Origin of the sequence: Streptococcus intestinihominis, from assembly GCF_046824975.1 — a bacterium.
Classification (GTDB): Bacteria; Bacillota; Bacilli; order Lactobacillales; family Streptococcaceae; genus Streptococcus.
In genome coordinates, this window is the sequence record NZ_JBKQBL010000001.1 from 1 (window position 1) to 5,057 (window position 5,057).

4 protein-coding genes are annotated in these 5,057 nt (G+C 41.3%); 1 reads left to right on the forward strand and 3 read right to left on the reverse strand.

The genetic code is table 11. The features are described from left to right. From ACLOR3_RS00005 to rplK, 3 genes are all read right to left on the reverse strand, one after another. A partial coding sequence (locus ACLOR3_RS00005) for an accessory Sec-dependent serine-rich glycoprotein adhesin (protein ID WP_412036864.1) occupies positions 1-3,192 on the reverse strand: 3,192 nt, incomplete at its 3' end. A 154-nt stretch (positions 3,193-3,346) separates the two neighbouring features. Then, the gene (gene rplA, locus ACLOR3_RS00010) at positions 3,347-4,036 is read right to left on the reverse strand and encodes a 50S ribosomal protein L1 (protein ID WP_006595851.1); all 690 of its coding nucleotides are present in this window, start codon (positions 4,034-4,036) and stop codon (positions 3,347-3,349) included. A 97-nt stretch (positions 4,037-4,133) separates the two neighbouring features. Beyond that, positions 4,134-4,559: a 50S ribosomal protein L11 gene (gene rplK, locus ACLOR3_RS00015; protein WP_006595850.1), complete on the reverse strand. Its 426-nt coding sequence runs from the start codon at positions 4,557-4,559 to the stop codon at positions 4,134-4,136. A gap of 160 nt (positions 4,560-4,719) precedes the next feature. On the opposite strand from rplK, the gene ACLOR3_RS00020 reads away from it, so the two are divergent. Then, the coding region (locus ACLOR3_RS00020) for a DUF3397 family protein (RefSeq protein ID WP_412036865.1) at positions 4,720-5,057 on the forward strand (338 nt) is incomplete at its 3' end.

Consider the following 5,057-nt stretch of genomic DNA (forward strand, 5'->3'; position numbering starts at 1 on the left):
CACATACGTTACATTCTTATCGCCTTCGATCACTTTGCCTGTTGTAGGATCGGTAGACTTGAGGTGACCTTGGTCATCCACTTCACCAACTGTGTAAGTGCCGGCTGGAACCAATTCATAAGTCTTGCCTTCGAATGCAATCTCTTGTGGACGGTTGTCTACGACTGTATCGTAGTCTTTGTCTACTGGTTGTTGGTCTTCATCGGTTACATCAGACTTGATGGTCTTACCTTCTGTATCCACATAGTGTACATAGACGTTACCCTTAGGTTCTGTTGGTGTTTCTTTTAGTTTGTACACATACGTTACATTCTTATCGCCTTCAATCACTTTGCCTGTTGTAGGATCGGTAGATTTAAGGTGACCTTGGTCATCTACTTCACCGACTGTGTAGTTTCCTGCTGGAACCAATTCATAGGTCTTGCCTTCGAATGCAATCTCTTGTGGACGGTTGTCTACAACTGTATCGTAGTCTTTGTCTACTGGTTGTTGATCTTCATCGGTCACATCTGACTTGATGGTCTTGCCTTCTGTATCCACATAGTGTACATAGACGTTACCCTTAGGTTCTTCCTTCAGTTTGTATACATACGTTACATTCTTATCGCCTTCGATCACTTTACCTGTAGTAGCGTCAGTTGACTTGAGGTGACCTTGGTCATCCACTTCACCGACTTTGTAGTTACCTGCAGGTACCAATTCATAAGTCTTGCCTTCGAATGCAATCTCTTGTGGGCGGTTGTCTACCACTGTGTCGTAGTCCTTATCCACCGGTTGAGCGTCTTCGTCGGTCACATCTGACTTGATGGTCTTGCCTTCTGTATCCACATAGTGTACATAGACATTACCTTTAGGCTCTTCTTTGAGCTTATAGATGTAGGTAACATTCTTATCTTCTTTAGTAACTAGACCAGTTGTAGGATCAGAAGACTTGAGGTGACCCTCATCATCTACTTCACCGACTGTGTAGGTACCCGCTGGGACCAATTCATAAGTCTTGCTATCTTTTTCGATTGTTTGCGGACGGTTGTCCACGACTGTATCGTAGGCCTTATTAATTGGTTGCGCCGCTTCATCTGTGACGGAAGTTTTCAGCTCATTACCCTCAGTATCCTTATAATGAACGTAAACATTACCAGTAACATCTGATTTGCGGTAATAGTGCGTTACATCTGTAGAAATTTCTTTAATGGATGGAAGAGAATAGTTATTAAAGAATGATGGGTAGCCAGAAGCCTTATCCCCTGGTGTGTTCCCACCAATGATGTTGGAAGTATTATTTCGAACCGGATCGACATCTGCTGAGAACTGTGGTGAGGCTGTAAAGGCATCCCCAGTAGCCTTATTGTACCAACCACTCAAACGCACATTTCCATTTCCACCATCCGTATATGTTTGTACACGAAGATGGTATTGTCCATCCTTACTATCAACATATCCCAAATCAGTTAATGCATCTTTTGTTCCAGATGGTGTTGGCTTACCTCCTGGCTTAACCGGATCTGAAGTATACAACAATGTATAGTTGGTTAAATCAAGCGTATTAACATCTGTTGATGGATTATACGATGCCACTTTTGATGGGTCTAAAGCATATAATTTAACAACAGATGTTCCATCTTTATCGACTTGCTCTACAATCCGTTTGACGTAGTAGTGAGCACGTCCACCTTGGAGTTCCAAGTATTTAGCTCCGACACCACCCAGAGAACCGGTCATATCCTTTTCAGCATCCGTACGTACAAACTCGTAGCCTTCAAACTCACGCGGATTAGAGGCCTTGTAGTCTTGGCTTTCAATACCTGTCTGGCTGTATGAAGCCAACTCTTTATTCGTACCCTCTACTTTATAGTAGGTGGTATGGGTTACTTTTTCAGTTGGGATAACTGTTTGAACATTCGGTTTTGTTTCCCCAACATTTCCTGGTTTAGTCGTATCACGAATTTGAAGAATGTGGTGTTTATATTTATCATCAGAAGTTGGACCAGCTTCACGGTTATTGGTCCAAGTTCCTAGGATTTGCGAAGATTCCCCAGCAGTATAATCAAATTGAGGGGCATAAGTAGGATTTTCGTTCACCAAGGTCTTAAATTGGAAAGTTGACTTGGCAGTCAAATCCAAGGTTTCGACTTCTTTACCAGTAGCTTTTTCAACCAAACGAGCATGAACAGTTGGTGTCTGAGTTGTTCCGACAGCAGAACGATCTACTGAGAAGGTTACATAATAGCCACCATTGCTATAGGTAACGCCACCTTGATTTGCCGGACCTTGCCAGTTTTGAAGATCCCAAATAGAATAGGTATAGCGATCAGCATTTGGATCCAATTGATAAGTTGTATTGTTCCATGCTGGGTCATTAATGGAAGCACCGTTTGGATCCTCCATTGTTGGAGTAACTGATGGGGCAGTCAAGGTGTTTGAAGTTGAAAGCGCATCTAACTGAGCAGAGATTGCTGGTGCACCATTAACAGTTGTATTCCCATTGAAACCTGCATCCTTCAAGGTTGCCATCATATCATCTACTGACTTGTTCAAGCGTTCTCGTTGTTCAGCATATGATTGTGGTTTTACTTCAGAATTGCTCGAAGCTTCTTTTGTTGGCAATTCAGCTTGAACTTTTGCAACAGCCTCTTTGATAGCAGCTTTCTGCTCTTCATTTTGATGGTTGGAAGCATATTTTTCTGCTATTTGATTCAATAAAGCTGCTTCAGAAGCATTTTGTTCCAAAATCGCTTTATCATCCGATGCTACAGCACTTTCGACCACTTGGGATGAACTTGCTACTGAAGGTTTTGTTTCTGTAGCAGTTTCATTTTGAGGGGCTGAGACTTCTTTAGAAGCTTCTTCAGTTAATGAAGCTGCTTCAGTTGAAACGGATGGAGCACTCATTGCTGTAGAGGAAGAAACTACTTCGTTTCCTACTTCATCCGCAAAGGTAGTATTTGCAACTGTAGTAGCACTTAGGACTGCCGCTGCCACTAAGATCCCTTTTAAGAGGTGACGGCTCTTAGTAGAAACAGCATCTTCACGCACCTCAGCTACAACTGTCTCTTCGACTTGACCACGAATCACTTTGAGCAAACCAAAGTTAGAAGTAGCTGCACGCAACCAGTTCTTACCTGACTTGATCAATTTGAAACGAGTCACTCGATCAGTTTCACGGAATTCTCCGTTTGAACGTTTAAAAATCATTTGATTCTCCTTTTTTTGTTTTTCAACTATATTATACCCTTTTCCTGTACTTATGCAAGCGTTTTAATATTCATCGAATTTATCATCAAGGTAGAACTTTCTAAATCATTCAAATAAAGAAAAAAAGCTACCCGAAGGTAGCTTTGATTTCTAATTAAAGTGAGTTAACATCCACTTTGATACCAGGACCTTGAGTAGTAGTCAAAGTCAAGCTAGTTACGTAAGTACCTTTAGCTGTAGCTGGTTTTGCTTTTTGGATAACATCGTTGAAAGCTTTGAAGTTTTCAACCAATTTGTCAGCGTCAAATGACACTTTACCGATGATCGCTTGTACGATACCTGCACGGTCTGCACGGTAAGTGATTTTACCACCTTTAGACTCTTCAACTGCTTTAGCAACATCCATTGTTACAGTACCAGTTTTAGGGTTTGGCATCAAGTTACGTGGTCCAAGGACACGTCCAAGACGTCCAACAAGAGCCATCATGTCAGGTGTAGCGATAACAACGTCGAAGTCCAACCAACCATCGTTGATTTTCGCAACAAGGTCATCTTCACCTACGAAGTCTGCACCAGCAGCTTTTGCTTCTTCAGCTTTTGCACCACGTGCAAATACAAGAACGCGAGCAGTTTTACCAGTTCCGTTTGGCAATACCATTGCACCACGGATTTGTTGGTCAGCTTTTTTCACGTCGATGTTCAAGTTGTAAGCAACTTCTACAGTTGCGTCAAATTTTGCAAAGTTAGTTTCTTTTGCAAGAGCTACAGCTTCTTCTACGCTGTATGCTTTTGTGCTGTCGATTTTTTCAAGTGCAGCACGAAGTTGTTTGCTTTTTTTAGCCATTTTATCTTTCTCCTTGTAATGTGGTCATATCGATTTTCATCTCCCACGTCACTCGTCTCATGATCAAGTGTATTGCGGGCAAATAGGATTGTTACAATTAGTCAGTAACAGTGAATCCCATAGAACGAGCAGTACCTTCGATCATACGCATTGCAGACTCAATGTTTGCAGCGTTCAAATCTGGCATCTTAGTTTCAGCAATTTCTTGTACTTGCGCACGAGTAACTGTTGCAACTTTCGTTTTGTTAGGTGTACCTGATCCTTTTTCAACACCTGCAGCTTTTTTCAAAAGAACAGCAGCTGGTGGTGTTTTTGTAACGAAATCAAATGATTTATCTTCATAAACAGTGATCACAACTGGGATAATCATTCCAGCTTGGTCAGCTGTACGAGCGTTAAACTCTTTAGTGAATCCCATGATGTTGATACCTGCTTGACCAAGTGCTGGTCCAACTGGTGGAGCTGGTGTAGCTTTACCAGCAGGGATTTGCAATTTTACAAGTTTTTCGACTTTTTTAGCCATTTCTTAAATCCTCCTTTGTGGTTTTGGCGGTAATTACAGATTTTTACCTCCCACAAGTATGCTCTGCGCATACCTTTCTATTATACACTATTTTCTTCCGAATGCAAGAAAAAATTTCATTTCCATCACACTTTTTTTACTTTTGTGATAAAATGGAGGTATGTTAATAAAAGTTGCTTCCCTTGTATTTATTTTTTTGACCCTGATTCTCAGTGGGATTATTATTCGAGTCTTTAAACTGCGTCGATATGGCTGGAATTTTGCCGATCTGGCTTTTCCTCTGTTCGCGCTTGAATACTATTTGATTTCAGATGCGGCCTACTATCATAATTTGTTGCCGCAATTGTTATTAGCTTTGTCCCTCTTAGCTATCGGCTTGACTATCTATTTCTTGAAAAAGAGACGTAGCTTTTACTATCCGAAATTTTTCAAGTACTTTTGGCGCGCAGGCTTTCTCATTACCTTCTTCCTTTACCTCATTATGACGATTAGCCTCTT